The organism is Amycolatopsis sp. NPDC058986 (assembly GCF_042741125.1).
GTDB lineage: Bacteria > Actinomycetota > Actinomycetes > Mycobacteriales > Pseudonocardiaceae > Amycolatopsis.
In genome coordinates this window covers 1-23,718 of the sequence record NZ_JBHYJW010000055.1, presented here as the reverse complement: position 1 = coordinate 23,718, position 23,718 = coordinate 1, and the positions used below count along the sequence as shown (strand labels likewise).

The 23,718-nt window shown below is 70.0% G+C and carries 19 protein-coding genes; 7 read left to right on the top strand and 12 right to left on the bottom strand.

Features of this window, described 5'->3' with window-relative positions; all coding sequences use genetic code 11:
- Positions 1–23: 23 nt before the first annotated feature.
- Positions 24–887: a siderophore-interacting protein gene (locus ACFW0G_RS35270; RefSeq protein WP_378329815.1), complete on the top strand. Its 864-nt coding sequence runs from the start codon at positions 24–26 to the stop codon at positions 885–887.
- Positions 888–1,218: 331 nt separating this feature from the next.
- Here ACFW0G_RS35270 and ACFW0G_RS35265 read toward each other — a convergent pair whose 3' ends face one another.
- Complete coding sequence (locus tag ACFW0G_RS35265) at positions 1,219–2,034, bottom strand: uroporphyrinogen-III synthase (protein ID WP_378329814.1); 816 nt, start codon at positions 2,032–2,034, stop codon at positions 1,219–1,221.
- Positions 2,027–3,004, bottom strand: coding sequence for a helix-turn-helix transcriptional regulator (locus ACFW0G_RS35260; RefSeq protein WP_378329813.1), 978 nt, complete (start codon positions 3,002–3,004; stop codon positions 2,027–2,029). The genes ACFW0G_RS35265 and ACFW0G_RS35260 overlap by 8 nt, the downstream gene beginning before the upstream one ends.
- A gap of 61 nt (positions 3,005–3,065) precedes the next feature.
- Here ACFW0G_RS35260 and ACFW0G_RS35255 point away from each other — a divergent pair, with 61 nt between their 5' ends.
- A complete protein-coding gene (locus ACFW0G_RS35255) occupies positions 3,066–3,464 on the top strand; it encodes a DUF3224 domain-containing protein (protein ID WP_378329812.1) in 399 nt (132 codons plus the stop codon).
- 15 nt (positions 3,465–3,479) lie between these two features.
- Positions 3,480–4,598 (top strand): winged helix DNA-binding domain-containing protein, encoded by a 1,119-nt coding sequence (locus ACFW0G_RS35250; protein WP_378329811.1) that lies wholly within the window; start codon positions 3,480–3,482, stop codon positions 4,596–4,598.
- Positions 4,599–5,231: 633 nt separating this feature from the next.
- Here ACFW0G_RS35250 and ACFW0G_RS35245 read toward each other — a convergent pair.
- From ACFW0G_RS35245 to ACFW0G_RS35220, 6 genes are read right to left on the bottom strand one after another with little or no spacing between them, the layout of a single operon-like run.
- The gene (locus ACFW0G_RS35245) at positions 5,232–6,335 is read right to left on the bottom strand and encodes a uroporphyrinogen-III synthase (RefSeq protein ID WP_378329810.1); all 1,104 of its coding nucleotides are present in this window, start codon (positions 6,333–6,335) and stop codon (positions 5,232–5,234) included.
- Positions 6,332–6,679: a nitrite reductase small subunit NirD gene (gene nirD, locus ACFW0G_RS35240; protein WP_378329809.1), complete on the bottom strand. Its 348-nt coding sequence runs from the start codon at positions 6,677–6,679 to the stop codon at positions 6,332–6,334. The genes ACFW0G_RS35245 and nirD overlap by 4 nt, the downstream gene beginning before the upstream one ends.
- Positions 6,676–9,180, bottom strand: a complete 2,505-nt coding sequence (gene nirB / locus ACFW0G_RS35235; RefSeq protein ID WP_378329808.1) for a nitrite reductase large subunit NirB — start codon at positions 9,178–9,180, stop codon at positions 6,676–6,678. The genes nirD and nirB overlap by 4 nt, the downstream gene beginning before the upstream one ends.
- Positions 9,180–10,556 (bottom strand): nitrate/nitrite transporter, encoded by a 1,377-nt coding sequence (locus ACFW0G_RS35230; RefSeq protein WP_378329807.1) that lies wholly within the window; start codon positions 10,554–10,556, stop codon positions 9,180–9,182. Before ACFW0G_RS35230 ends, nirB begins: the two co-directional genes overlap by 1 nt.
- Positions 10,557–10,585: 29 nt before the next feature.
- Positions 10,586–12,010, bottom strand: coding sequence for an FAD-dependent oxidoreductase (locus ACFW0G_RS35225; RefSeq protein ID WP_378329806.1), 1,425 nt, complete (start codon positions 12,008–12,010; stop codon positions 10,586–10,588).
- Complete coding sequence (locus tag ACFW0G_RS35220; RefSeq protein WP_378329805.1) at positions 12,007–14,076, bottom strand: molybdopterin oxidoreductase family protein; 2,070 nt, start codon at positions 14,074–14,076, stop codon at positions 12,007–12,009. The genes ACFW0G_RS35225 and ACFW0G_RS35220 overlap by 4 nt, the downstream gene beginning before the upstream one ends.
- 187 nt (positions 14,077–14,263) lie before the next feature.
- Here ACFW0G_RS35220 and ACFW0G_RS35215 point away from each other — a divergent pair, with 187 nt between their 5' ends.
- Genes ACFW0G_RS35215 through ACFW0G_RS35205 form a run of 3 tightly spaced genes read left to right on the top strand, consistent with a single transcriptional unit; the run spans position 14,264 to position 17,804 of the window.
- Positions 14,264–14,788 (top strand): PadR family transcriptional regulator, encoded by a 525-nt coding sequence (locus tag ACFW0G_RS35215; RefSeq protein ID WP_378329804.1) that lies wholly within the window; start codon positions 14,264–14,266, stop codon positions 14,786–14,788.
- A gap of 17 nt (positions 14,789–14,805) precedes the next feature.
- Positions 14,806–15,522, top strand: a complete 717-nt coding sequence (locus tag ACFW0G_RS35210) for an ABC transporter ATP-binding protein (protein ID WP_378329803.1) — start codon at positions 14,806–14,808, stop codon at positions 15,520–15,522.
- The gene (locus ACFW0G_RS35205) at positions 15,519–17,804 is read left to right on the top strand and encodes an FtsX-like permease family protein (protein ID WP_378329802.1); all 2,286 of its coding nucleotides are present in this window, start codon (positions 15,519–15,521) and stop codon (positions 17,802–17,804) included. The genes ACFW0G_RS35210 and ACFW0G_RS35205 overlap by 4 nt, the downstream gene beginning before the upstream one ends.
- Positions 17,805–17,824: 20 nt before the next feature.
- Here ACFW0G_RS35205 and ACFW0G_RS35200 read toward each other — a convergent pair whose 3' ends face one another.
- The 4 genes from ACFW0G_RS35200 to ACFW0G_RS35185 all read right to left on the bottom strand — a co-directional run bounded on the left by ACFW0G_RS35200 (position 17,825) and on the right by ACFW0G_RS35185 (position 22,898).
- Positions 17,825–18,622, bottom strand: coding sequence for a TIGR02569 family protein (locus tag ACFW0G_RS35200; protein ID WP_378329801.1), 798 nt, complete (start codon positions 18,620–18,622; stop codon positions 17,825–17,827).
- A 742-nt stretch (positions 18,623–19,364) separates the two neighbouring features.
- Positions 19,365–20,540 carry an adenylyltransferase/sulfurtransferase MoeZ gene (gene moeZ / locus ACFW0G_RS35195; RefSeq protein ID WP_378329800.1) on the bottom strand — a complete coding sequence of 392 codons (1,176 nt, stop codon included), beginning with the start codon at positions 20,538–20,540 and terminating at the stop codon, positions 19,365–19,367.
- A 106-nt stretch (positions 20,541–20,646) separates the two neighbouring features.
- Entirely contained in the window at positions 20,647–21,807 is a 1,161-nt protein-coding gene (locus ACFW0G_RS35190) for a DUF3152 domain-containing protein (protein ID WP_378329799.1), read from the bottom strand.
- 80 nt (positions 21,808–21,887) lie between these two features.
- Complete coding sequence (locus tag ACFW0G_RS35185; RefSeq protein WP_378329798.1) at positions 21,888–22,898, bottom strand: alpha/beta fold hydrolase; 1,011 nt, start codon at positions 22,896–22,898, stop codon at positions 21,888–21,890.
- Between the two features lie 111 nt (positions 22,899–23,009).
- Here ACFW0G_RS35185 and ACFW0G_RS35180 point away from each other — a divergent pair, with 111 nt between their 5' ends.
- Positions 23,010–23,636 carry a TetR/AcrR family transcriptional regulator gene (locus ACFW0G_RS35180; RefSeq protein ID WP_378329797.1) on the top strand — a complete coding sequence of 209 codons (627 nt, stop codon included), beginning with the start codon at positions 23,010–23,012 and terminating at the stop codon, positions 23,634–23,636.
- The last annotated feature ends 82 nt before the right edge of the window (positions 23,637–23,718 follow it).

Sequence of the window (23,718 nt, the reverse complement as noted above, 5' to 3'; positions counted from 1 at the left end):
GGTTTTTAGGTTAGCCTGCCCTAATGAGCACGCAGGTTGACCGTCCGTCCGTGACCTATCACCACGCGCGGGCGACGGTGGTCCAGCGGATCACGCCGCACATGACCCGGGTGACGTTCTCGGCGTCGTCGTTCGGCGAGGTGCCCGCCGGTCCGCCGGATCAGTACGTGAAGGTGTTCTTCCCGCTCGAAGGCCAGGAGGAGCCCCAACTCCCACCGCCGGTGGCGGGCGACGAGGTGTTGTCGTGGTACCGCACGTACCTGGCGATGCCCGACGACACACGCCCGCCGATGCGGACCTACACCGTGCGCGCGCACCGGCCCGAGCAGTGCGAGATCGACGTGGACTTCGTGCTGCACGGCGACGACGGCCCGGCCTCGGCGTGGGCAGGCCGCGCGACCCCCGGTGACCGCGTCGCTTTCGTCGGTCCGCACGGCCTGTACAAGGTCCCGGACGACACCGACTGGCAGCTGCTCGTCGGCGACGAGACGGCGTTGCCCGCGATCGGCGCGATCCTGGAAGACCTTTCGCCGTCCACGCGCGCCTCGGTGTACGTCGAGATCGGCGACGCTTCGGAGCGGCAAACCTTCGACACCAGGGGCGTCGTCGAGTTGCACTGGATCCTGCGCGGCTCCCGCCCGCACGGCGACGCGCTGCTGGACGCCGTCCGCACCGCGGACCTGCCCGGCGGCGCGCCGTACGCGTGGGTGTCGGGCGAAGCGGGCGTGGTGAAACTCGTCCGCCGCCACCTCGTGCGAGAACGCGGTGTCGACAAGCGCGCGATCTGCTTCACCGGCTACTGGCGCCACGGCGTCAGCGAAGAAGCCGCGAGCCGCGAAAGCGTCCGCAAGATCGACGCGGGCGAGTTCCCCACCGACGACGACTGACATCCTTCGCCGTGCCGTCAAGGCCACCTTGCGGGCGTCTGATGCCGGTAAGGAGTCCTTACCGGCATCGGGAGACGCACGGGGGCTGGGGCTAGACGCCGTGATGGCCTCCTTACCGGCACTGAGCGCCGTGAAGGAGGCCATCACGGACCATCGGAGCCGCCCAGCGGGAGCGAGGGACCTTTGCTATCGCTGCTTAGTGCACTAACCGTTGGCTAGCTCACGGACGTTAGCAAAGGTCCCTTGCTCCTCTTCGCAGTCGAAACCCCAGGTCACGAGCGTGCTGCGTCCTTCAGCACTCGACCGGCGAGCCGGGAGCAAGGGACCTTTGCTATCGCCCGGCGCCAGAAAGCTCCGCGACCAGCAGTTTCACCAGGGCGCCGAGCCGCTGGCGCTCCGGCTGCCGGGTCACCACCCCCACCGCCTCCAGCGGCGCGGCGGTGACAGGCCCGACGCAAGCACACACCGGCAAGCCACTGCGCAGCGCGGCCACGAATTCGTCGTACCGCCCGTACTCCCGGGCGAGCGTCAGCAGGTTCCCGGCTGCGGGCGCGCTGGTGAACGCCAGCGCCCGCACCTCCCCGGCCAGCACCGCGTCGATCAGCTCCCGAACCGGTTCCGGCGGGGCCGAGTGCCACCGATACGGCTGCACCGCGACGACGTCCGCGCCCGACGAGGCCAGCGTGTCGGTGAACTCGGGCAATGGGGTTCCGTGCAGCTGGACGACGACCCGTTCGCCCGCCACTCCGGCCTCGGCCAACGCGCCGAAGAGTTCGGCGTTGCTTTCACTCGCCGCCGAGAACGTCTCACGCAAGCCCACGCCCCGCAGTGCGCCAACGGCTTTCGGCCCGCGCGCGTAGATCCGTGCCGCGCCGAGCGCGTCGAGCAGGGGTTGCCGCAGTCCCCAGCCGTCGGCCGCGGCGAGCCAGCCGCGGAATCCGGCGCCGGTGGTCACCGCGGTGAAGCCGACCGGCCGGGACAGCACCGCCTCGGTGTCCGCCCGCAGTTCGGGGTCGGCGTCCAGCGGGACGATGGTGATCGTCGGCGCGTGCCGGACCTCGGCGCCGTACCGGGCCAGCGCCGCGATGAGGTCGTCGGCACGGCGTTCGGCGGTGACACCGATGGTGACGCCGGTGAGTTCACCCATAGCTCGCGCTCATCTCCTCGATCGCCTCGGCCACCTGCGCACGCAGGTCCGCGGGTGCCAGCACCTCGAGGTGCGGGCCGAACCGCAGCAGCTCCCCGATCGCGGGCTCACCCGGTTCGACCGGCAGCTCCATCGTCAGCCAGCCGTGCTCGTCGGGCTCGGCACCGCCCTCGACAGCGGCCCGCAGCGCACGCGCGCCGACCGAACCCGCGTAGAACGGTACGAGAGCCTGCGCGCGCGGCGACAGGCGCACCACCGCAACGCGCGGATACATCCGCCGCTCGAACTGCTCGGACCATTCCCGCCAGTACCGGGCGAGATCGAAGTCCGCCGGCCGCTCGAACTCCTCACCCAGGTCGTCGAGCTCCAGCACGCGCGAAATCCGGTACGTCCGGTCCGTGCCCTCGCACCGCCCGGCGAGATACCAGTTGCCCGCCTTGAGGATCAGCCCCAGCGGCTCGACGACCCGCTCGACGACGCGCTGGCCCCAGCGTTCGTACCGGATCCGGATCCGTCGGCTGCCCCACACCGCGTCCGCGACCGCCGAAAGCACCGGCAGACTCTCGATGCCGCGATGCCAGCCGGGAACGTCGAGGTAGAAGCGCTCCGCGACGCGTCCGGCGCGGCTGCGCAACTCCTGCGGGAGCGCGGCGTACAGCTTGAGCTGCGCAGCCGCGAGAACCGTGCCCAGACCCAGTTCCGCGGCGGCGACCGGAAGCCCGGCCAGTGACAGCGACTGCGCCTCCTCCTCGGTCATCCCGGTCAGCCGCGTGCGGTAGCCGTCGACGAGCTGGTATCCGCCCGCGCGGCCGCGATCGGCGTACACCGGGACGCCGGACGCCGACAGCGCCTCGATGTCGCGGTACACCGTCCGGACGGAAACCTCCAGCTCGGCGGCCAGTTCGTCAGCCGTCATCCGGCCGCGGTTCTGCAGCAGGAGGAGGACCGACAGCAGTCTGCTCGCACGCATGATTTCAGTATCGCCGAAAAACCTGACACAAGTTGACAGGTATAGGCGTCAGGATACGGGCATGAACACATTCACCATGAACAACTGGGAAGAGCGGATCGTCAGCGGCAGCGAGGGCGAGCCGCGGGTGGCCTACGCGCACGCCTCGATGACGTTCTCCGGCGTCATCGAGGGCGAGGCGAGCTGCGACTACCTGCTGTTCTACCCGGGCGAGGGCTACGACGGCGGCGGGACGACGTCGCCGGGTTACGACCGGATCGAAGGCTCCGTCGACGGTCGCAAAGGGACGTTCGTGCTGCGGCACGAGTTCACCTTCGACCTCGACGGCCTGTCCTCGACCTTCACCGTCGTGCCGGGCTCGGGGACCGGCGAGTTGGCGGGCCTGGCCGGAAGCGGCACGATCAAGGGGACACCGGGTGTGCTGACGGTGGCCTACACGTTCGAGTACACAGTGGACTAGAAGGGCGGCTTTTCGGTGAATGTCGACCGGGTTCAGGTGCTGGCGCACCGGATCGCCGCGCATGGCCTGCACCGGACCGAGGCCGACGCCGCCGAGCTGGCGGTGTTCGACCTCGGCCTGCAGGACAGCATGCGGGACACCGCGCTGCTCGGGCTGGTCGCCCGGCTCGACGGCGTGGTGACCCCCGAGTCCCTTGTGGACGATCAGCGGCTCGCGCTGGCGTGGTCGCACCGGGGTGCGCCGCATTTCCACCGGCGCGCCGAGCTGGCCGAGGTCACCGCGTCGCTGGTGCCGCTCGGCGAAGCCGACGCGCTGGCGCGGATGTTGTGGCAGCGTAAGCAGTTGCGGGAAACCGGGCTGGACGCGCTGGACGTCCTGTTCACCACGGCACGCGCGATCCGCAAGGTCGTCAAGGGGCCGATGACCAAGGGCGCGGTGAGCACCGCGATCACCGAGATCCTGCCGCCCGCCTTCTCGCGCTGGTGCCGGGGCTGCAACGCGACGCACATCTACGAACAGCTGATGCGGATCGCGACGCCACACGCCGGTGTCCGGCTGGAAGCCGACCAGAGCCCGGCCACGCTCGCGCCGCTGGAGGGCCGTGGCCCGATCCGCACGAAACCGGACGTCGCCGCCGCCACCCGCGTCGTCGAACGCTACCTGCGGATCAACGGCCCGGCCACGCCCGGCGACGCGGCCGGCTACGTCGGCACGACCAGAACCGTGCTGGACCGGATGTGGCCTGACGACCTCGCGGAGGTCCGCGTCGACGGCAAACGGGCCTTCCTGCCCACCGACCTGCTCCCTGCGCTGGAAAACCCGCCGGAACCGGACCTCGTGCGGCTCCTGCCGCCGTGGGACCCGTTCATCCAGGCTCGCGACAAGGCGGTGCTGGTGCCGGATCCGGCGCGGCAGAAGGAAGTCTGGAAGATGCTGGGGAACCCCGGTGTGCTGCTGGCGGGCGGCGAGATCGCCGGAACCTGGCGCACCAAGTCGGCGGGAAAACGCCTCGCCTTCACGATCACGGCTTTCGACCCGCTCCACCCCGCCGCCCGCGACGCCGCCGAGGCCGAAGCCACCCGCATCACCACCGCCCGCGGCTTCGCCTCCCCCACCGTTACCTGGCTCCCCTGACCCGGTATCTCCCCTAGAGCACCCCCCACCCGCCCTGGGGGCCAGCCCTGCAACAGCATATCGCCGGGGTACGACAAACCCTCGTGATCGACGGGCGCGGCCCCGAGTTGTCCACATCGCGACGCGCCTGTGGACAAGTACCGTGGGCCGCTCGCGTGATCTGCCGTGAAGGACTCCTTCACGGCGCTCAGTGCCGGTAAGGAGTCCTTCACGGCATGGGAAGCGACGGCCGGAGTGAGCAAGGGACCTTTGCTAACGTCCTTCAGCTTGCCAACAGTTAGCGTGCTCACCAACGTTAGTAAAGGTCCCCTGCTCCTGTCCGGCGCGTCAAGGATGCTCGGCGATGTCCTGAACGACGCGTAAGGAACGTTCAGCGACCCCAACGACGCGTTCGAGACATGACCCACGTCCGCACGTCCCGAACGGAGCGCTCGCGACACCGCCGGGCGCGCAGAACCCGCCGGAGCCCCAAACCGAGGGACACCCTGGGTGCATCGAACGCACCGAGGGACGCCCTCGTCGCATCGAACGCACCAAGGGCGTCCCTCGGCACAACCGGCGCACCACAGAGCCACGGGCCACGGGCCACGGGCCACGGGCCACGGGCCACGGGCCACGGAACACGGAGCGGCCTCAGGCGTCCACCGCGAGCCGATAGCCGCGCTTGACCACCGTCTGGACCACCTTCCCGCCGCCCAGCGAACTCCGCAGCCGCCCGATCGCCGTCTCCACCGCGTGCTCCTCGCCCCCACCGGGCAACGCCGACGTCAGCTCCCGCCGCGAAACGACGCGGCCCGGCGAAGCGGCCAGCGCACGCAGCAACGCCATCGGCGCGGGGGCGACGTCGCACCATTCACCGTCCACAATGGCCGCCTGACCCCGGAGTTCGATGCTCCGGCCACCAGCGCGCAGCCGTGGCGAGCGCGCCACCAACGTCTCCGCCACGGTCCTGGCCAGCGCCCCGATCCTCGCCCGGTGCGGCTGAACGGTCGGAATCCCCAGCGCCGCCAACGGCCCCGCGGTGATGGGGCCGACACACGCGACGACGACGTGTTTCTCCAGCGCCTCCACGAGGCCGGGCAACCGCCCGGTCCGCCGCGCCACCGCCAGCATGCTCGCCACGGCCGGAGCGCTGGTGAACGGCAGCGCGTGCACCGAGCCGTCGAGCACGGCGTCGAGCAGCCGGTCGAGCGGGCCGTGGTCGGCAGGGCCGACCCAGCGGTACACCGGGACCTCGATCACCTCGGCTCCCGCGTCCCGCAGTGTGTCCACAAAGTACGGAAGCGGCTCGCCGTGCAGTTGCACCGCGATCCGCTGACCCTCCACTCCGGATTCCAGCAGGTGTTGCAACAACTCGGCATTGCTCTCCGACGCGGGTGAATAATCCTCCGAGAGCCCGGCCGCACGGATCGCGCCTTTCGCTTTCGGCCCACGCGCCAGCATCGACGCACCGGCGAGCCGCTCGATCAGGGCGTCGCCGAGACCCCAGCCCTCGGCAGCCTCGATCCAGCCCCGGAAACCGATTCCCGTGGTGGCCACGGCGACGTCGAGGTGTTCCTCCAGCAGCCGGGTGGTCGCCGTGTGCAGTTCGGTGTCGTCGGCGAGCGGAACGATCCGGATCGCCGGGCCGTACCGCACGCTCGCCCCCTTGCGTACCAACAGCGCGCCGAGCTCGTCAGCCCGGCGCGCCGCGGTGATTCCGATGACGAAACCCGCCAACGGGAGGACATCGGTCACGGCGACTCCACTTCGACAACACCCCCACGCACCCGGACGCCGTACACCGGCACCGAAACGCCTTCGGCGTCGAGACATTCGCCGGTCCGCAGGTCGAAACGTTCCTTGTAGACCGGCGACGCGACGACCGGAACACCGCCGGAGTCGCCGACGATCCCGCGCGCCAGTACCGCGGCACCACTGCACGGGTCCAGATTGGACAGTGCGTAGAAACGGTCGCCGGGCAACCGGAAGACCGCCACCTGCACGTCACCGTCGAACAGCGCCGCGACACCCGACCACTCCGGCACCGCACCGGCCGCGCACACCGCGGTCCAGGTCCGCCGATCCATCGACACCGTCATGACCGCACCTCCGGAACACCCAGCATGACCGGCACGTTCTGCCCGCGCTCGGCCCGGAACGAGATCGTCGGATCCGGTGTGCCCGGCGCGTTCACGAACGAGCTGAACCGCGCCAGCTTCTCCGGATCCTCCAGCACACCGCGCCATTCGTCGGCGTAGTTGTCCACGTGCTTGGCCATCGCCGCGTCCAGGTCCTCGCAGATCCCGAGGCTGTCGTCGACGATCACCGCGCGCAGATGGTCCAAACCGCCCTCCATCTCCTCGATCCACGGCGCCGTGCGCTGGAGCCGGTCGGCCGTGCGCACGTAGAACATCAGGAATCGGTCGATGGTCCTGATCAGTGTCTCGGTGTCCACATCGGACACGAGAAGATCCGCGTGGCGCGGGGTGAGCCCGCCGTTGCCGCCGACGTAGAGGTTCCAGCCGTTCTCCGTCGCGATCACGCCGAAGTCCTTGCTCCTCGCCTCGGCGCATTCCCTGGCACAGCCGGACACCGCGGACTTGATCTTGTGCGGCGATCGCAGGCCCCGGTAACGCAGCTCCAGCTCGATCGCCAGCCCGACGCTGTCCTGTACGCCATAACGGCACCACGTCGAGCCGACGCACGACTTCACCGTCCGCAACGCCTTCCCATAGGCGTGCCCGGATTCGAACCCGGCGTCGACGAGGCGGCGCCAGATGTCCGGCAGCTGGTCGACGGTCGCGCCGAAGAGGTCGATCCGCTGCCCGCCGGTGATCTTGGTGTACAGCCCGAAATCGCGGGCGACCTCGGCGATCACCATCAGCTTCTCCGGGGTGATCTCCCCGCCGGGGATCCGCGGCACCACCGAATAGGTCCCGTTGCGCTGCATGTTCGCCAGGAACTTGTCGTTGGTGTCCTGCAACGTCGCCTGCTCGCCGCCGAGGATGTGCCCGTTGCCGAGCGTGGCGAGGATCGAGGCGACCGCCGGCTTGCAGATCGCGCAGCCGGTGCCCTTGCCGTAGCGGTCGATCACCTCGCTGAACGTGCTGATGCGCGTCGCGCGGATGATCTGGAACAGCTCGGCCCGCGACTGTCCGAAGTGCTCACACAGCGCCTTCGACTGCTCCACCCCGCACGCGGTCAGCAGCTTGCCGAGCAGCGGAACGCAGGAACCACAAGAGGTTCCGGCCCGCGTGCACGCCTTGAGCTTCGGGACGGAGTCGCAACCTTCCTCGTGGATGGCGTTGACGAGGTCCGCTTTGGACACTCCGTTGCACGAACAGATCTGCGCCGCGTCCGGCAGCGCGTCGATCCCGACCGCGGCGCCGCCGCCGGCCGGGGCGAGCAGCGCGCCCGGTTCGGCGGGCAACGGGCGCCCGACCAGCGCGCGCAGCGTGTTGTACTCGGCGGCGTCGCCGACCAGGACCCCGCCGAGCAGGGTTTTCCCGTCGTCGGAGACCACGAGCTTCTTGTACGTCCCGGCAACCGCGTCGTTGACCGCGACCTCGAGCGCGCCTTCGGTCTTCGCGTGCGCGTCACCGAAGCTGGCGACGTCGACGCCCATGAGCTTGAGCTTCGTGGACGTGTCCGGCTCCGGAAAAGTGCCGTGCCCGCCGGTGAGCTGCGAGGCGACGATCTCCGCCATCGCGTACCCCGGCGCCACGATCCCGTACACCTTGCCTTCGACCGCCGCGCATTCACCGATCGCATACACCGCCGGATCACTCGTCCGGCAGCTCTCGTCGACCAGGATTCCACCGCGCTGGCCGAGTTCCAGCCCGCTCGAACGCGCGAGGTCGTCCCGCGGCCGGACACCGGCGGAGAACACGACCAGGTCGACGTCGAGTTCGGTGCCGTTGCCCAGCTTGGCCAGCAACCGCTCGCCGTCCGCCTCGATCGCGTCGGTCGACGTTCCCGTGTGGACGGTGACATCGAGGTCGGTGATCAGCTGGCGCAGCAGCGAGCCGCCGCCTTCGTCGACCTGCAGCGGCATCAGCCGCGGTGCCATCTCCACGACGTGCGGCGACATTCCCATGTCCCGCAATGCCTTCGCGGCTTCCAGACCGAGCAGGCCGCCGCCGATCACAACGGCCGCGCGACGTCCACGTCCTGGCTTCTCCGAGGCCGCACGGATCGCGTCGAGATCCTCGATGGTGCGGTAGACGAAGCAACCGGGCAGGTCGTGGCCGGGCACCGGCGGGACGAACGGTCGCGAACCGGTCGCGAGCACCAAGGCGTCGTAGGAGACCTCGAACCCGGACTCGGTCACGACGGTCCGTTGTGCACGGTCCACTGCGGACACCACATCACCGAGGCGAAGCTCGACGTTCGGGTCGTCCGCGTAGTCCGCACCCGGCAAGGCCAGTGCCGCCGGGTCCCAGCTCTCCACATAGGACGTCAACGCCACCCGGTCGTAGGCCGGCCGGTTCTCCTCGGCCAGCACCACGATCCGCCATGCGCCGTCCGGGTCCTCGGCGCGTACCGCTTCCACGAGACGGTGCGCGACCATCCCGTGCCCGGCGACCACCAGTGTCCGCATCAGACCTCCGCTCCGGCCAGTGCAAGGCCATTGCTCTTGACACTCTCGGGCTGCGTCGCGGGCTTGCGCAGATACACCGCCCACGTGACCGCGAAGCAGATCCCGTAGAAGACGAGGAAGCCGATGAAGGCGGGGACACCGCTCTTCGCGTCGGCGAAAGACTGACGGAACGCGAGGTTGATGAACAGCCCGCCCAGTGCGCCGATCGCCCCGGCCAAGCCGATCAGGGCTCCGGACAGGCGGCGCGAGCGACGCAGTTCGGTCGCCTTGTCGGCACCGGCCTCGATCGCCAGCCGGGCCTTGGCACGGAAGATCGCCGGGATCATCTTGTACGTCGAACCATTGCCGACCCCGGTCATGACGAACAGGACGATGAACGCGACGGTGAACAACGCCAGCGACTTCGCCGACGAGGCGAGGATCAGCACCACGGTCGCCAGCGCCATGCCGACGAAGGTGTAGAAGGTGATCTTGCCGCCACCGATGCGATCGGCGAGCCAGCCACCGACCGGCCGCGACAGCGAACCGAGCAGCGGGCCGAGGAACGTCACCGCGGCGGCCTGCAGCGGAGTCCGGCCGAACTGGTTCTGCAGCACCAGACCGAACGCGAAGCTGTAGCCGATGAACGAGCCGAAGGTGCCGATGTACAAAAAGGACATGACCCAGGTGTGCGCGTCCTTGACGACCTCACGCATCGCACCCTTGTCGCCGCGCACGTTCGCGATGTTGTCCATGAACAGCGCCGCGCACACGGCCGCGACGACGATCAGCGGGATGTAGACGTAGAGCACGATGCGTGGCGCGGTCGCACCCGCGGTGCCGATCACCAGCAGGCCGACGAGCTGGATCGCCGCCACCCCGAGGTTTCCGCCGCCCGCGTTGAGACCGAGCGCCCATCCCTTGCGCTTCTCCGGGAAGAACGTGTTGATGTTCGTCATCGAGGACGCGAAGTTCCCGCCGCCGACACCGCCGAGCGCGGCGACGAGCAGGAACGTCCCGAGCGAGGTGCCGGGGTGCAGCACGATCGCGGCGAGCACGGTCGGGATCAGCAGCAGCCCCGCACTGATGATCGTCCAATTGCGACCGCCGAAACGCGCCACGGCCCAGGTGTAGGGCAGCCGCATCAGGCCACCGACGAGCGTCGGTGTCGAGACGAGCAGGAACTTGTCGGCGGCGGAAAACCCGTAGTCCTTGCCCATGAACAAGACGATGACCGACCACAGTGTCCAGACCGAAAAGCCGATGTGCTCGGCGAGGATCGAGAACCACAGGTTCCGGTTGGCGATCTTCTTGCCGGTGCTTTCCCAGAACTGCTCGTCCTCGGGCTCCCAGTGCTCGATCCAGCGAGCCCCCCGATGTGTGACGGCTGCGGTCATGTCGTCCTCCTGGCGTTTGGTTACGGGGGTCACTGGGCGGCCAGCCAATCCGCGATACCGCCGACAGTGGCTTTGCAACTGCCGCAACCGGTCGTCGCTCTGGTCGCGCGGGCCAGCGCCGGGGTGTCGGCGGCCCCGGCCTTCCACGCCTCGACGAGCCGCCCCTTGGTGACGGCGTTGCAGCGGCAGATCACGGTGGACGCGGGCAGGTCCGCCGGGCTGGCGGCGGCCGTGCTGCCCGGGGGCAACGACCGCCCGAGCAGCACGGCCAACCGGTCTTCGGGAAGCGGGATCCCGCGGTCGTGGAGCTGGGTGATCTGCGCGGCCGCGTCGGGCAGCCCCAGCAGGATCGCCCCGGTGACGCGGTTGTCCCGGGAAACGAGCTTGGCGTACCGGCCGCCCGTGGCGTCGCTGAACGTCAGCACCTCGGCCTCGGCGTCGTCCGCGGTGATCTGGGTTTCGCCGAGCGCGGCGAGGTCGATGCCCTTGGCTTTGAGCCGGGTCACCGCCGAAGTCCCGCGGTACCGCGCCGAAGCGTCGGTCCCGGTGAGGACGTCGGCGAGGACCGCGGCCTGGTCCCACGCGGGCTGCACGAGCCCGGGCGGCGCGCCGGGATGCCGGGCACAGTCGCCGAGCGCGTGGATGCGGCCGTCGTTGGTACGCAACAGATCGTCGACGAGGACACCCATGTCGACGTCGAGACCGGCTTCCGCGGCCAGTGCGGTCTCGGCGCGGACACCGGCCGCGACCACGACGAGATCGGCGGGCACCAGGCTGCCGTCGTCGAGCTTCAGCCCGTCGCCGGGGAGGTATCGCGCGGCGGTCGCGCCGAAGCGGAACGTGACGCCGAGTTCGGTGAGCTGCCGGGCCAGGACGTGCCCGGCACCGCCGTCGAGCTGGCGCTCCATCACGTGCGGCATCGGATGCACGACGGTGACGACGTTGCCCCGTCCGGCCAGCCCGCGCGCGGCCTCCAAACCGAGCAAGCCGCCGCCGAGCACCGCTACCGGAGCGCCGAAGCGGGCCGCTTCGAGGATCCGCGAACAGTCGTCGAGGCTGCGGAACGCGACGACACCGTCGCCTTCCAGTCCTTCCACCGGTGGAATCCACGGCTTGGCACCGGTGGCCAGCACCAGCGCGTCGTAGTCCACAGTGGATCCATCGGTCAGCTCGACACATCGTGCGGCACGGTCGATCCGGCTCACCGCGGTGCCGAGCCTAAGGTCCACATTGGTCTTCTCGGCCCAGCCCGTGTCGTGCAGCTGTACGCTTTCCGCGGTCATCCCGCCCGCGACGACCGCGGAAAGCAGGACCCGGTTGTACGCCGGATGCGGTTCGGCGCCGAGCACGGTCAGCCGCACCCGGTCCGCACCGGGATCGCGGCGGCGGATCTCGTCGGCCAGCCGGGCGCCCGCCATGCCATAGCCGACGATCACGACATCCCTGGGGCTCATGTTGCACCTTCCAAAGTGGACAGAGCGACGGCACAGACCTTGAACTCCGGCATCCGGCTCACCGGATCGAGCGCCGGGTTGGTAAGCAGGTTCGCCCGCCCCTCGCCGGGGAAGTGGAAGGGCAGGAAGACCAGGTCCGGCCGCAGCGTGCCGACACAACGCACCCGCGCGGTGGTCTCGCCGCGCCGCGAACGCACCCGCGCCAGGTCGCCGTCCGCGAGCCCGTGCCGCGCCGCCGTGTCCGGGTGGACCTCGACGAACGCCTCCGGGACGACGTCGAGCAGTTCGGCGATCCGGCGCGTCTGCGCACCGGACTGATAGTGCTGGAGGACCCGGCCCGTGGTGGCCTGCAAGGGAAACTCGGCGTCCGGGGGCTCCGCCGGTCCACTGTGGTCGACCGCGACGAACCGCGCTCGGCCATCCGGGTGCGCGAACCGGTCGAGGAACATGCGCGGCGTCCCCGGATGGTCTTCGGCCGGCACCGGCCAGTGCAGCGCCTCACCGGAGCGCAACCGCTCGTAGCTGACGCCGGAATAGTCGGCGACGCCACCCTTCGACGCGACCCGCAGCTCGGCGAACACACTTTCCGCGTCGACGGGGAATCGCTCGACTGGCTGGCCAAGCCTGCTCGCCAGCCCGGAGATGACGTCGAGGTCGGTGCGGACTCCGGCGGGCGCGTCGATCGACTTGCGCCGCAACAGGATCCGGCCTTCCAGGTTGGTGAGCGTGCCGTCCTCCTCGGCCCACTGGGTGACCGGGAGCACGACGTCGGCGAGCGCCGCGGTCTCCGAGAGCACGAAGTCGGCGACCAGCAGGAAGTCCACTGCGGACAGTCGTTCTTGGACGCTCGAAGAACGCGGCGCGGAAACGACGACATTGCTGCCGAACACGAGCAGCCCCTTAGGACCGTCCTCGCGGCCCAGCGCGTCGAGCAGTTCGGTGGCCGAACGTCCCGGCCCCGGCAGGGATTCCGCCGGGACGCCCCAGACATCGGCGACGTATTCCCGCGCGGCGGGGTCGTCGATCTTGCGGTAACCGGGCAGCTGATCGGCTTTCTGGCCGTGTTCCCGCCCACCCTGGCCGTTGCCCTGACCGGTGAGGCAGCCGAATCCGGAGCCTTCGCGGCCGGGCAGGCCCAGCGCCAGCGCCAGATTGATCCAGGCGCCGACGTTCGCGGTCCCGGTGGCGTGCTGTTCGGTGCCGCGCGCGGTGAGGATGTAGGCATTGCGGGCAGTCGCCAGGATCGCGGCGGCCTTGCGCTGGTCGGCGGCGGCGACCCCGGTGACCCGCTCGACATGCTCGGGCCACCACGAGGCCACGATCCGCCACACCTCGGCGAATCCGGTGGTCCGTTCGTCCACATAGGACTGTTGAAGGTGCCCGTCGGCGACGACGGCGTGCAGGATGCCCAGCGCCAGCGCGAGGTCCGTGCCCGGCGCCGGGGCTAGGTGCAGCGCGGCCTGCTCGGCGGTCGCGGTGCGGCGGGGATCGACGACGATCAGCTCGGCGCCGCGCAGATGCTGGAGGAACGGCGGCATCGTCTCGGCCGGGTTGGCGCCGGCGAGGAGGATCGCGTCGGCCCCGGCGAGGTCGGTGACCGGGAACGGCATCCCGCGGTCGGCGCCGAACGCGCGGATCCCGGCGGCGGCCGCCGAGGACATGCAGAATCGCCCGTTGTAGTCGATTTGCGAAGTTCCGAGCGCGACGCGGGCAAATTTTCCGAGCAGGTATGCCTTCTCGTTCGTCAGCCCACCGCCCCCGAACACCGCGACCGAGTCCGCGCCGTGTTCGGCACGCAGGTCGGCGAGGCGCCGCGCGACGAGGTCGAGCGCGTCGGCCCAGCTCGCCGGGCGCAGTTCGCCGTCCACGCGCACCAGGGGCGTGGTCAGCCGCGACGGATTCCGCAGCAGTTCCCCCGAGGTCCAGCCCTTCTGACACAGGCCGCCGTCGTTGACCGGGAAGTCACGCGGGGACACCCGGGCACCGTCGAGCCGCATCCCGCACTGCAGGGCGCAGTACGGGCAGTGCGTGTCCACGGCGGTCGTGACCGCGGTCACCTGCGTCATGGGCGTCTCCTCAACTCCGGATCGACTCGAAGTTAAGGAGCCCGTGTTACCTAGAACGGCTCGAATGTTTCAGGCGTTTGACATTGCTCCCGCACCCGGATGTCCACGCGGTGAGGCAGCGCCCTGATCAACGGCTATAAACGGGGTGTATAGACGCGAGGTATACACCCCGTGTACTGTCCTCAGCATGTCGATCGCGAACACGTTGCTCGGACTGCTGGAGAGCGGGCCGAAATACGGCTACGACCTCAAGCGGCTCTACGACGAGCGCTTCCAGCAAGATCGTCCGCTGCACTACGGGCAGGTGTATTCGACGCTCTCGCGGCTGCTGCGCAACGGGCTCGTCGAGGAGAAGGGAATCGAGCCGGGCGACGGGCCCGATCGCAAGCGTTACGCGATCACCGACGCCGGCGTGACAAACGTCGCAGAGTGGCTCAGCACACCCGAGAACCCGTCGCTGTACCTCCAGAACACCTTGTACACCAAGGTCGTTCTCGCCCTGCTCTCCGAGCGCAGCGCCACCGACGTGCTCGACGCGCAGCGTGCCGAGCACCTGCGCGCGATGCGGAAGCTGACCACCCGCAAGACCGAGGGCGATCTGGCCGACCAGCTCATCTGCGACCACGCCCTGTTCCACCTCGAAGCGGATTTGCGGTGGCTCGAACTCACCGCGGCCCGGCTGGACGAACTGGCGGGGCAGCTGAAGCCGTGAACAACAAGGGGAATCACATGAACACGACCGGGGGCACGCCGCTGCTCAGCGGTGTCGAGCTGCGCAAGGCGTTCGGCCCCACCCAGGCGCTCGACGGCGCCGGGATGGACCTCTACCCGGGCGAGGTCGTCGCGGTGATGGGGCCGTCGGGCTCCGGGAAGTCGACACTGCTGCACTGCCTGGCCGGGATCATCCAGCCGGACAGCGGCGAGGTCCGCTACGCCGGGCGCGTGCTGTCCGCGATGCCGGACCGCGAACGCAGTGCGTTGCGGCGCACCGATTTCGGCTTCGTCTTCCAGTTCGGGCAACTCGTGCCGGAGCTGACCTGCCTGGAGAACGTCGCACTGCCGATGCGGCTCGACGGGCAGCGACGGCGTCCTGCGGAGAAGATCGCGCGTGAATGGCTGGACCGCCTCGAAGTCGGCGACATCGCCGACAAGCGCCCCGGCGAGGTGTCCGGTGGTCAGGGGCAGCGGGCCGCCGTCGCTCGGGCGCTGGTGACCGAGCCGAAGGTGGTGTTCGCGGACGAGCCGACCGGCGCGCTCGACTCGCTCAACGGCGAGCGTGTCATGCGATTGCTCACCAACGCGGCGAAGCAGACCGGGGCGGCCGTCCTGCTGGTGACACACGAGCCGAGGGTGGCCGCCTACTCCGACCGCGAAATCGTGGTGCGGGACGGGAAGTCGCGTCAGGTCGGGCTGCCCGCCGCCGAGCTGTCCCGGTCGGCGACATGAACCGGCGCGAGGGTCTCGCCGCCTGGATGGCCGATCTGGCTCTGGGGTTCCGGCTGGCCGTCGGGGGCGGCCGGACCTCCCGGACCGGGGTCGCGCGATTGCTGCTCGGCACGATCGGTGTCGGCGTCGCGGTCACCGTGCTGCTGTTCGCGGCTTCGGTCAACCACGCGGTCTCCGAGCGTGGGGCCCGCAGGCTCGCCGAGATCGCCGACACCGCCCCGATCGCCGGCGTGACACCGCTGTCGCTGCACGAAACCGGGACGTCGTTTCGCGGCCAGTACGTCTCGGTCCGTTATCTGCACGCGAACGGTCCGACATCGCCGGTGCCGCCCGGCCTGGATCGAGTGCCCGCCCCCGGGGAGATGGTCCTGTCCCCCGCGCTCTCCGAGCTGCTGCATTCCGACCGTGGCGCGCTGCTGCGCCCGCGTTTCGCCGGGCAGGAGATCGGCCGTATCGGCCAAAGTGGACTGTCCAATCCGGACGATATGCATGCCTACGTCGGCGCCGACGCCGCGTTGCAGGGCAAGCAGGTCTACTCCTTCGGTTCGCCAGGGAAATCGGAGGGCCTGGATCCCGGCCTGCTCGCGCTGCTGCTGATCGGCATCGTTTCGCTGCTGGCACCGGTATTCGTGTTCGTGGCGACGTCCGCCAGGATCGCGGGCGCGGAACGGGACCGGCGGCTCGCCGCGCTTCGGCTGGTCGGCTCCGACCTGCCGCAGGTGCGCCGGATCGCCGCGGCCGAATCGCTGGTGACCGCCGCGACCGGGCTCGTGCTCGGTACCGCCGCGTTCCTGCTGTTGCGCCAGCTGGCGCCGTACGTTCGGGTACGCGAGGGCGGCCTGTTCGTCAGCGACGTCACGCCGCCGTGGCCGCTGGTGGTCGTGATCGTGCTGGCCGTGCCCGCATTGTCCGTGTTGAGTGCGCTCGTCGCGTTGCGCGGCACGGCGATCGAACCGCTCGGCGTCGTCCGGCGTACGAAGCCGGTCCAGCGGCGATTGTGGTGGCGGCTGATTCCGGTCGTCGCAGGCGTCGCGCTGTTGTTCACCCTGTCGCTGCGCGATGACTCACGGCTGACCACGATGTCCGTCGTGGCCGGGGTGACCTGCCTGCTCGTCGGCGTCCCCGCGCTCCTGCCGTGGATGCTGGAACGCGCGGTGTCGCGGGTCCACGGCGGACGTCCGGCGTTCCAGCTCGCGGTGCGGCGTTTGCAGCTCGACAGCGGCACCCCTGCACGAGTGGTCGCCGGGCTCGCGGTGGTGCTGGCCGGGGCGATCGCGGTGCAGTCGCTGCTGGCCGGGCAGGCCAGGGACTTCGATCCCGGCCCGGCGCCGCGCAAGAACAACACCGTGTTGTCGGTGAACGTCGACCCTGCCACCGCCGACGCAGCGACGGCGGCTCTGGCGAAGGTGCCAGGAGCGAGTGCCCTGTATCCGACCCAGTACGTCCACCTGCGGGGCGCGGACCCGGCCAAGATGGCCAGTATCAGCGTCGCCGACTGCGCGACGTGGCAGGCGATCGCCGGGATCCAGGACTGTCGCGACGGCGCCGTCTACGTGGACCGGAACTCCCCCGCTTACGTCCAATCAGGACAGTCCTATGTGGTCAGCCACTACGACGAGGAGGAACGTTCGCTCGGCAGCTGGACGGCACCGGAGCTCGTCCCGGTCACGCCGCGGCAGTCAGCCGATTCGCCGCATGCCACCATCATGGCCACCCCGGGTGCGTTCGCCGGGCTCGATCTGGGCAGGGTGTGGGCGAGTGGCCACGTCCGGGTGACGTCGGCCGATCCGGACTTTCCCGAAATCGCCCGCAACGCGTTCGCGCCGTTCACCTGGCACGCGTCGCTGTCCGTGCCGGATCTGGTCCAGCTCTCCAGCAGCCAGCAGTCCTACCTGGCGATCCGGGCCGGGCTGCTCGCCGGGTCGGTGTTCACGCTGCTGCTGGCCGGGGTCAGCCTGCTCGTGCTCGGGCTGGAACAGCTGCGGGAACGGCGGCGCACCATCGCGATGCTCGCCGCGACGGGTGTCCCGGTGCGGGTGCTGGCCCGGTCGGTGGTGTGGCAGAACGCGATCCCGCTGCTGCTCGGGATCGTCACCGCCGTCGTGACCGGGATCGGGCTGTCCGCGCTGGGTGCCCGCCTCACCGGCGCGCACTTCACCGTCGACTGGCTCGCGGTCGGGGTGCTCAGCGCCGCCGCGGCCGCGTTGGTTCTGCTGGTGACGACGGTGACGCTCCCGTCGTTGCGCGGCGCGTCCCGGCTGGCCTCGATGCGCACGGAGTGATTCGCCTGCCGCCCGCGAGGTCAGAGGACTTCGCTGACCTCGCGGGCGGCGGCACGCAGGCCGTCGAGAGCGGCGCGGGTGGACCGCGGGTTCAGGGCGTTGGCGGCGAGGCGGAACAGCACCGCGCGCAACAGCAGCTGCGGCCACTCCGGCAGGTGGGCCCAGCGGTCGAGCAGGGCCATGGTCGCGCCGCCCCAGGCGAGCGCGTCGACGGCGGCGATCGCCGCACCCCATTCGCCGGGCCGGTAGTACGGCACGAAGTCGACGAGCCCGGGCGCGGCGTCGCCATCGAACAGCAGCCCGGCGAGAAGTTCGCCGTGGGCCACCTGGTCCGGCAGCGAGACCGGACGGCGGGCGGCGGCGAGCACCTCGAACCAGCGGCCGCCCTTGGTCTCGTCGAGGGGAAGGTCCAGCTCGCCCCAGGCGACGCGGTCGGCGACGGCGTCGACGTCCTTGCGCTGGGCGAGAAAATCCGGTCGGGGCAGATCGACGGTGGCTCTATGCAGTTTGACCGCGGCGAGCACGACGTCGTCGAAGCGGTGTTCGGGCGTCCCCGGCACGAACCGCGTCGCCGACCAGCCGCCGACGATGATGCGCCCGTCGGTGGACCGGACGGGCCTGGCCACCCGCAGCCCCGGCTCGTCGACGTGGTCGAGCGCGCGGGCGGTCCACAGCGTGGCGGCCTTGTCGGTCACCGGTTTGAGCACGATGTCGCCGCACCGCCACGCCGCCGAATCCGGCAGCGCTTCGAGTTCGCCCTCGGCCCGGCCGAACGCCGCGCAGACGAGGCCGGGGGGACATTCGATCGTGGACCGCACGGGCGGTGAGAGTACCCGCCCGCGCGGGCCACGATCGAGAAGACTCGCTGGTCATGGCGCGGAAACCCGGCGCGACGGGAGCAAGGGACCTTTACTCACGCTCCCCGCCGCGCCCGGATGCCGTCAAAGCCACCTTATGGGCGTCTGACGCCCGCAAGGTGGCCTTGACGGCACTCGTCGACCGGGGTGCGTGGCCCTACGAAACGTCTCGACCTGCGGAAAGGGAGCAAGGGACCTTTGCTGCTCTTTGCTGAGCAACGCTAACCAAACGAGAGCAAAGGTCCCTTGCTCCGCTCCCGTCCGGAGCGTGGCACATGCGCCCCAATGTGGCGTTCGGTGCGTCCAACGCACCCAATGCCACATTGGGGATCTCTCCGTAGTGGTCGGTTGCGTTCGATACGGGCGACAGCGGTTGCGGGCTTTCGCCCTGGTCAGCAGTGTCGCGAATGGTCCATTGGGGACGTTCAACGCCGTCAATGTCCCATCCGCGACACTCCACTGCCGAGGCCCCCTGTCCCGAACGCTCCGTTCGAGACGTTCATCGTCGGCAACGGAGCGTTCACGACGTCGGGCGAATGGTGTCGGCGAGCGCAGCAAGTCCGAGGGACGCCCTGGGTGCATCCACCGCACCCAGGGACGCCCTTGTCGCACCCCCGGCCAGCGCACCTAAGACGTCCTCCAGCACCCACGGCCCCAGAACCCTGAGCGAGAAAACCACATTGGGGCGTTCGAGCGCCGGGCCTCAGTACGTCGGCAGGCTCGGGTCGATCTGGCGGGCCCAGGCGAGCACGCCGCCACCGAGGTGGGTCGCGCTCTTGAACCCGGCGGCGTGCAGCGCCGCGAGGGCCTCCGCCGAACGGGCCCCGGACTTGCAGTGCAGCACGATCGGCTTGTCCTGCGGCAGGTCCGCGAGCGCCTCCCCGGAAAGGATCTTGTCCTTCGGGATCAGCGTCGCGCCCTTGATGTTCACGATCTCGTACTCGTGCGGCTCGCGGACGTCGATCAGCGCGAAGTCCTCGCCGCTGTCGAACTTCGCCTTCAGCTCGGCCGGGGTGATGGTGCTGCCCGACGCCGCCTCGGCCGCCTCGTCCGAGACCACGCCGCAGAACGCCTCGTAGTCGATCAGCTCGGTGATCTTCGGGGTCTCCGGGTCCTTGCGGATCTTGACCTCGCGGTACTTCATCTCCAGCGCGTCGTAGCTGATCAGCCGCCCGAGCAGCGGCTCGCCGATGCCGGTGATGAGCTTGATCGCCTCGGTCACCATGATCGAGCCGATGGACGCGCACAGCACGCCCAGCACGCCGCCCTCGGCGCACGAAGGCACCATGCCGGGAGGCGGCGGCTCGGGGTAGAGGTCGCGGTAGTTGAGGCCCTTGCCGTTCGGCGCGTCCTCCCAGAACACGCTGACCTGGCCCTCGAACCGGAAGATCGAGCCCCACACGTACGGCTTGCCCAGCAGCACCGCGGCGTCGTTCACCAGGTAGCGGGTGGCGAAGTTGTCGGTGCCGTCGACGATGAGGTCGTAGCGGCCGAAGATCTCCAGCGCGTTCGAGCTTTCCAGTCGCTCGGTGTGCAGGTGCACCTTGACCAGCGGGTTGATCTCGGCGATCGACTCCTGCGCCGAGGCGGCCTTGAGCTTGCCGACGTCGGACTGGCCGTGGATGACCTGACGCTGCAGGTTCGACTCGTCGACGACGTCGAAGTCGATGATGCCGAGCGTGCCGACCCCTGCCGCGGCGAGGTACAGCAGCGCCGGGCTGCCCAGGCCACCCGCGCCGATCACCAGGACCTTCGCGTTCTTGAGCCGCTTCTGGCCGTCCATCCCGACATCCGGGATGATCAGGTGGCGGCTGTAGCGGGCCACCTCTTCCTTGGTGAGCTCGGCAGCCGGCTCCACGAGCGGCGGCAGTGCTGACATCGGGTCCTCCATCTCACGCGGATCGCGTCGTCGCATCCCAGTATCCACAACGCGCGAGGGCAAGCCGGACTTCCCACAGTCCGGATCGTGAGACGGGAACGTACCGCTACGGGTTCGGGCTGGGCCAGGCGTTCGGCTTGCAGGTCTTGCCGTCGGCGGGCACCGCGTTGCGGTCACCACCGGGGAGGTCGTTGAGCTGCGCGACGTAGTTGTCGGCGACGCCGAGGGTCTGCTGCATCATCACCGGCGCCGGCCCGTCGTTGACCGGGCACGGGACGTGGACGCCGCCCAGCGCGTGCCCGACCTCGTGGTTGATCGCGTACTGCCGGTACCCCGTCATGTCGCCGTTGAAGGCGATCGCGCCGCGGACCCAGCGCGCCAGGTTGATCACCACGCGCTGCTGGAAGCTCTCCCGGTAGCAGGAGGTCTCGTAGGTGATCGAGTAACCGCAGACGTCGCCGCGGTGGTTGGTCTCCGGTGTGGTCAACGACACCCGGAAGGTCGGGTTCGGGTAGCTCGCGTCGACACGCTGCAGCGCCTTCTTGCCGTCGAAGGTCCAGCTGCGCGGATCGGACAGGATGCCCTGGACGGCGTTGGCGAAGCTGTCGTCACCGGCGTAGCTCGCCGGGTCGATCCCGTCCTCGACCTCGACGACGTAGGTGTACAGCTTGCCCTGGCCGATCTTCGGCCCCGACCCGTTCACGACGTGGAAGGTGCCTTTGCCCGCCTGAGTGAAGTCGCCGCCCTTGGGCAGTTCGGCGGTCGGGATGTTCAGGTTGACCGGTTTGGCCGGGTTCTCCGGGAGCACGGCGGTGCCGCTGTTCGGCCCGGCGCCGGTCCGGCCGTCCGCGGCGGCGCTGGTCTTGCCCTCCTGCGCGATCGGCTCGGCGGGCCCGGTCGCGGTGTTGAACACCACGAGCGCGGTGATCACCACCAGGATCGGCAGCGCGTAGACACGCCAGCCGTAGGTCTTCGCGAACGTGCCGAACTTGCCCCGCTTGACGGGTTTCCGGCGCGGCTCGTCCTCCGCCTCGGTTTCGGCCTGCGGCTTCCAAGACGCGCGCAACGGCTCGGCGGACGTGCGGCGGCCGCCCGGGCGGTAACGGTCCTCGCCGACTCGCTGCGGCGGGGTGGCCGTCGGGCGGTACTGGCCGGTGCGCGGCGGCACCGAGGAACCCCGGCCCGTGCCGTGCGAGGAACGACGCGACGACGCGACGTACTGCGTCCGCTGCTCATCGCCTCGAGCGTCGCTCTTCACCCGGTCCACCGTCCCAGGGTGCCATAACCAAATCGTGATGTGCCGCGCGACCGGCGGAAGACAGTGTGAATGACCGTCACCCGGATGGGTTACCAGGAACCGGCGTCGACCTGCTCCCACATGCCCAGCACGGCCCGCGCCACCACATTCGGGCGCTCCATCTGCGCGACATGGCCGGTCCGGGGCAGCACCAGTAGCCGAGCGTGCGGGATGGAGCGTGCGGTCCGTGGCGCGCGCCGCACGGAGATCACCCGGTCGTGGTTCCCCCAGACGACGAGCGTCGGCGTGGACACCGTCGGTGCCACCGCCCACAGCGACGCGGCACCCACGGCCGACCAGGCCCGGAAGATGCCGAAAGTGCTGCGCGCCAGCGCGGGCGCGGCCCAGGCGAGCCCGGCCCGCGCGCCGTGTTCGGCGGCCAGCTCGTCGAGCCTGCTTTCGGGGAACCGGGCCGGATCCGCGAAGCACAGCCGGATGACCTGCGCGGCACGTTCACGGGCGCTCAGCGCGGCCAGCCTGCGCCGCACCGGAGCGCCGACGAAGGGCAGGTAGGCGAACGCCATCCGCGGGTCCGACAGCCGTCGCGGGTCGAGCCGCCGGTCCGGCATGGCGGGCGAGATCAGCGTCAGCGTGCGAACCAGCTCCGGCCGGCGGGCCGCGACGAGCAGGGAGACCGCGCCACCCATCGAGTTGCCGAGCAGGTGCACGGGCCCGCCGAGCCCTTCCAGGTACCGCACGACGACGTCGGCGTGCGACAGCAGGCTGAAATCGAAGTCCGGCGCGGGTTCGGAGTAGCCGAATCCGGGCAGGTCCAGCGCGGTGCCCCCGGCGACCGGCGCGAGCAGCGCCGCCAGGTCGGTCCAGTTGGTGGACGACCCGCCGAGGCCGTGCACGTAGACGGCCGGGACGCCGTCCGCGCCCGGAGTCCGGCGCACGTGCAGCGACGTGCCGCCGACGTCCTCCTGCTCCCCCGGCCACGGCGAAGGCACCGGGTCGAGCGAGGGCAGCGGCCGGGTCGACAGTGGCACGTGGGTGATCGGCGCGCGGGTGTTCGGTGCCTGCCGGGCGCGAAATCGCGGGCGGGATACTGACGTGGTCACGAAACCAGGATGCCCGACCCTTGGCGTGTCGTACGTACCGGCGAGTAATCTCAGGAAGACTTCACGCGGTGGCAAACCCGCCCGTCGAAGAGCGTGGACGGGAGGAACCCCATGACGGACATGGCGCGACTGCAGCAACGAGGCGTTCGGCTCCCGCGGACCGAACGGCGGGCTCAGCTGCTGGCGGCCGCGCAGCGCGTCTTCGCCGCGAACGGCTATCACGCCGCGGCGATGGACGAGATCGCCGAGGAGGCCGGGGTCAGCAAACCGGTGCTCTACCAGCACTTCCCCGGCAAGCTCGATCTCTACATCGCGCTGCTGGAGAGCCACGTGGACGAGCTGGTCCGCCGGGTCAAGGACGCGCTGGACTCGACCACCGAGAACCGGCAGCGCGTCCCGGCGACGGTCGGTGCCTTCTTCGACTTCGTCAACGGCGACGCGGGCGCGTTCCGCATGGTGTTCGAATCGGACCTGCGCGGCGAGCCCGCGGTGCAGGAGGCGGTGGACAGGGCGACGTCGGCCAGCGTCGACGCGATCACCGAGACCATCACCGCCGACGCCGGGCTCGACGAGGACAAGGCGCGGCTGCTGGCCGTCGGCCTGGTCGGGATGAGCCAGGTCAGTGCCCGGTTCTGGCTCGCGCACCACCAGTCGATGAGCCGCGAGGAAGCGGTTGCCCTGACCGCGAACCTCGCCTGGCGCGGCATCGGCGGCGGCTTCCCGCTCAAGGACAGCTGAAGGGGACCTTCCTCTCGTAGGACGCGCTGAAGGGGACTTTACCAACCACGCCAGCCGTGCCAGTGCCCCGCCGCACGAGAAA

What these genes read in the sequence shown, in the direction of transcription:
- ACFW0G_RS35270 (WP_378329815.1), top strand. Translation starts at nt 24, where the DNA reads ATGAGCACGCAGGTTGACCGTCCGTCCGTGACCTATCACCACGCGCGG.
- moeZ (WP_378329800.1), bottom strand. Translation starts at nt 20,540, where the DNA reads ATGTCAGCACTGCCGCCGCTCGTGGAGCCGGCTGCCGAGCTCACCAAG.
- nirB (WP_378329808.1), bottom strand. Translation starts at nt 9,180, where the DNA reads ATGCGGACACTGGTGGTCGCCGGGCACGGGATGGTCGCGCACCGTCTC.
- ACFW0G_RS35205 (WP_378329802.1), top strand. Translation starts at nt 15,519, where the DNA reads ATGAACCGGCGCGAGGGTCTCGCCGCCTGGATGGCCGATCTGGCTCTG.
- ACFW0G_RS35255 (WP_378329812.1), top strand. Translation starts at nt 3,066, where the DNA reads ATGAACACATTCACCATGAACAACTGGGAAGAGCGGATCGTCAGCGGC.
- ACFW0G_RS35260 (WP_378329813.1), bottom strand. Translation starts at nt 3,004, where the DNA reads ATGCGTGCGAGCAGACTGCTGTCGGTCCTCCTCCTGCTGCAGAACCGC.
- ACFW0G_RS35215 (WP_378329804.1), top strand. Translation starts at nt 14,264, where the DNA reads ATGTCGATCGCGAACACGTTGCTCGGACTGCTGGAGAGCGGGCCGAAA.
- ACFW0G_RS35220 (WP_378329805.1), bottom strand. Translation starts at nt 14,076, where the DNA reads ATGACGCAGGTGACCGCGGTCACGACCGCCGTGGACACGCACTGCCCG.
- ACFW0G_RS35230 (WP_378329807.1), bottom strand. Translation starts at nt 10,556, where the DNA reads ATGACCGCAGCCGTCACACATCGGGGGGCTCGCTGGATCGAGCACTGG.
- nirD (WP_378329809.1), bottom strand. Translation starts at nt 6,679, where the DNA reads ATGACGGTGTCGATGGATCGGCGGACCTGGACCGCGGTGTGCGCGGCC.
- ACFW0G_RS35210 (WP_378329803.1), top strand. Translation starts at nt 14,806, where the DNA reads ATGAACACGACCGGGGGCACGCCGCTGCTCAGCGGTGTCGAGCTGCGC.
- ACFW0G_RS35265 (WP_378329814.1), bottom strand. Translation starts at nt 2,034, where the DNA reads ATGGGTGAACTCACCGGCGTCACCATCGGTGTCACCGCCGAACGCCGT.
- ACFW0G_RS35225 (WP_378329806.1), bottom strand. Translation starts at nt 12,010, where the DNA reads ATGAGCCCCAGGGATGTCGTGATCGTCGGCTATGGCATGGCGGGCGCC.
- ACFW0G_RS35180 (WP_378329797.1), top strand. Translation starts at nt 23,010, where the DNA reads ATGACGGACATGGCGCGACTGCAGCAACGAGGCGTTCGGCTCCCGCGG.